Genomic DNA, 2,605 nt, shown 5'->3' with positions numbered 1-2,605 from the left:
TCCTTTGAAGGTCATTGGTAAAATATCATTTACACAGATTTTTTTACAGGCTCTGATTCATGTCGTTCAGTGTGCTTGATTACTACCTACATGCTTGCCACTGGTTGTCGTTTAAACGAAGCACTCACAGCATGTTGGTCACAAATTGATCAAGATAAACGTGTATGGCGTATACCTGCTAGTAACTCAAAATCAAAACGCATGCGTCCTGTACCTTTGAATGAAACCGCATTAGGTGTTATTAATCAATTAACCACGGAGGGTACTTATGAACATTTATTCATTAACAAGAAAACAAAAAAGCCTTATGTAAATATCGCCAAAGTCTGGGCAAAACTGAGATTAAAGGCGGGGCTTCCCCACTTGAGGCTGCACGACCTTCGGCATCAAGCGGCTTCAAATTTGATTAACTCAGGGGCCACGCTGTTTATTGTGCAGGCTATTCTTGGGCACAGTGACCCATCGGTGACTCAGCGCTATAGCCACCTTTCAATTAAGACGCTGAATGACGCTAGTGATAATGCTTCTGCGATTATTGAGAATGCCAAAAACGTGAAGTCACAAGAAAAAGTGGCTGCTTAAGTTTGAGGTTCAGGCGGGGTAGGGTGCGGTTTTGGCCCACCTTGCCATTCTCTTGGAGCATAGGCAGGTGATTTTCCGGTGGCGGTACTCTGCCATCCCCTAAAATCTCAATGCCACATTATGTCGACATATTCTTCATGCGATTATTTATTAATCACAACACGCCCCCAAACACTCTTTTGCAAATTAGTTGCTGGATTAAATTTTGTAGTCCGCTATGGGCCCTCAGTAGACAGTCAGCGTTTGAACTCACTAATCAGTGCAGCTTTTCGCTCAGGTCCGCTCAAATGATAGGTTGTGCTAAATGTTCACATATAATAAAAGTTGTATTGTGATACTTAAGAATTAAAATTACTAATATCAGAGAGACTCAATCTTTGAAATTCAATCTCGCAGAATAGATTCTTCGCACTCATCAGTGGTATATTAAATACTATTAATTTGGAGAAGTAATGAAAAATTCATCTTTACCAAATATATATAAAGTGACCTTCATCGATAGCAATGATGGCACTGGTGACGTTATTGTTCCACTCCCCGATGACTTGTTAAAGAGTATGAGTTGGGAAATAGGTGACGAACTATCCATTGAGCAACTTAACAACCGAGAAGTTGTGATATCGAAAGTGGTTAAACCATAAGTTCGAAGTATTTAGCGAGCATCGTCTGAAATCGTAACATTTGGCGCTAGTTTAGTGATGTGCTCTTAAAAAATTCTTAAATTGAATCTTTCTCATCAAATACCAATGGCAATCCCATATCGACTCTAGCTAACCGCTGTGCCATTTTTAATATAGGTGCGTCAAAAAAATCCAATGGGGTGTCTGCCATTGAAATCTGCTTATACTTTTCGTAGGCAGCTTCAAACGAAGAGTTTTGAATATAGGCGAGAAGTTGGCTATACCTATCGCGCTGCTGAGTATCTTTGCTTGATGTTTTCTCACAATAGATATTTTCAAGATGCATAGTCATATAAGCAACAAATTCGAGTTGCATACTATTCTCAATATTGACGATACTCATAGATTCAAATCTATCTTAGGTTACTTGCATATAAAATATCATGAATCAATTCCAGCCTTAATATCGGGCTATCCATTTGCATTAATCTATGTTTTTGCAGCATTGGTAAATCCAAAATCTCGATCCATCGATTTGATACCCACGTAGCATTATCGAAATCATAGGGTTCAGCAATTGGTAGATGCTTTAAATTAGAGTCTTGATCTGCTAATGTACTTAATAACTGCTTCAATACTTTTTGAGTGAGCATTAAATCTTCTGGGATTGGCATGGACAAATCATTTGGAATGTCCTTTACTTGACCTATTATCAAGCCATCAGCTTGTTGCGCAAACGATTCAATTTTAATTCGCTGCTGACCGATACAAGTAATCATCATTAAACCCACAGTAGTGACATCGGCTTCAGCAATTTTTACAAGGGTTCCAACATGGGCAAATGGAAAGCTGCCTTCTGGATCCGTTTCACCCTCTGGTAATATAGTAACGATAGCAAATGAAGAATTGTTCCTCATGCAATTACGCACCATATCAAGGTAGCGAGCCTCAAATATTTTAAGCGGTATTCGCCCGTTGGGGCAAACCACCACATTAAGTGGGAAGAGTGGTAATGAGTATGTTTCCATTGAGGCCATTGTCGTCAAATAAACGCTAAATCGGATCTATCAAATTCAACAATATGATGAGTATTGCTCAAGGCTTTGCCAATTAGCCTATAAATATCTAAATCGAATTTCAAACTGTATTTCGTATTCACAGTTTCAGATAAATCCACCTCTGAATCTACTGTGTCTAAGTAACACCAGTGTTCAAATAGATGCATTTCGGTTTTATTAGTTTCAGGATTTAATTCTTTTATTCCTACTTTACCCGCATAGGGCCATGCTTTTAGTTTGTATGAAGCAAGCGCCATTTTGAGTCTTAAGTGATGCAACTCGTGTTTTTCTTGAGCCTGTAAATAATTCTGTGTAAATGCAGTTTGAGTGCATTAATTCAAGGGT

At 38.7% G+C, this 2,605-nt stretch carries 5 protein-coding genes; 2 read left to right on the top strand and 3 right to left on the bottom strand.

Annotated features, from left to right (window positions below; genetic code table 11):
* Positions 1–24 precede the first annotated feature (24 nt).
* Positions 25–582, top strand: a complete 558-nt coding sequence (locus PSV17_RS08530; RefSeq protein WP_366910515.1) for a site-specific integrase — start codon at positions 25–27, stop codon at positions 580–582.
* Positions 583–1,034: 452 nt separating this feature from the next.
* Positions 1,035–1,223 (top strand): hypothetical protein, encoded by a 189-nt coding sequence (locus PSV17_RS08525; RefSeq protein ID WP_300481557.1) that lies wholly within the window; start codon positions 1,035–1,037, stop codon positions 1,221–1,223.
* Positions 1,224–1,299: 76 nt separating this feature from the next.
* Here the strand turns inward: PSV17_RS08525 and PSV17_RS08520 are convergent, their stop codons facing one another.
* From PSV17_RS08520 to PSV17_RS08510, 3 genes are read right to left on the bottom strand one after another with little or no spacing between them, the layout of a single operon-like run.
* Positions 1,300–1,578 carry a hypothetical protein gene (locus PSV17_RS08520; protein WP_300481554.1) on the bottom strand — a complete coding sequence of 93 codons (279 nt, stop codon included), beginning with the start codon at positions 1,576–1,578 and terminating at the stop codon, positions 1,300–1,302.
* Positions 1,579–1,615: 37 nt separating this feature from the next.
* A complete protein-coding gene (locus PSV17_RS08515; RefSeq protein WP_300481552.1) occupies positions 1,616–2,230 on the bottom strand; it encodes an LON peptidase substrate-binding domain-containing protein in 615 nt (204 codons plus the stop codon).
* A 14-nt stretch (positions 2,231–2,244) separates the two neighbouring features.
* Entirely contained in the window at positions 2,245–2,517 is a 273-nt protein-coding gene (locus PSV17_RS08510) for a hypothetical protein (protein WP_300481550.1), read from the bottom strand.
* Positions 2,518–2,605: the final 88 nt, after the last annotated feature.

Source organism: Methylotenera sp. (assembly GCF_029946165.1).
Classification (GTDB): domain Bacteria; phylum Pseudomonadota; class Gammaproteobacteria; order Burkholderiales; family Methylophilaceae; genus Methylotenera.
This window is presented reverse-complemented; position numbering and strand designations above follow the sequence as displayed.